General features: G+C 58.3%; 1 rRNA gene. It reads right to left on the reverse strand.

From position 1 onward, the window contains the following. Positions 1-230 (reverse strand): 23S ribosomal RNA (locus ADK65_RS08460); the annotation flags it as partial.

A 230-nucleotide genomic window follows, 5' to 3' on the forward strand; every position in this document is an offset into this window, starting at 1 on the left:
TCGGTTTAGGGTACGGGCCGCCATGAAACTCGCTAGAGGCTTTTCTCGACAGCATAGGATCATCCACTTCACCACAATCGGCTCGGCATCAGGTCTCAGACACGTGTCAGGCGGATTTGCCTACCTGACGTCCTACACCCTTACCCCGGGACAACCACCGCCCGGGATGGACTACCTTCCTGCGTCACCCCATCACTCACCTACTAACCGCTTGGTTCAGCGGCTCCACC

Origin of the sequence: Streptomyces sp. NRRL B-1140, from assembly GCF_001280065.1 — a bacterium.
Classification (GTDB): Bacteria; Actinomycetota; Actinomycetes; order Streptomycetales; family Streptomycetaceae; genus Streptomyces.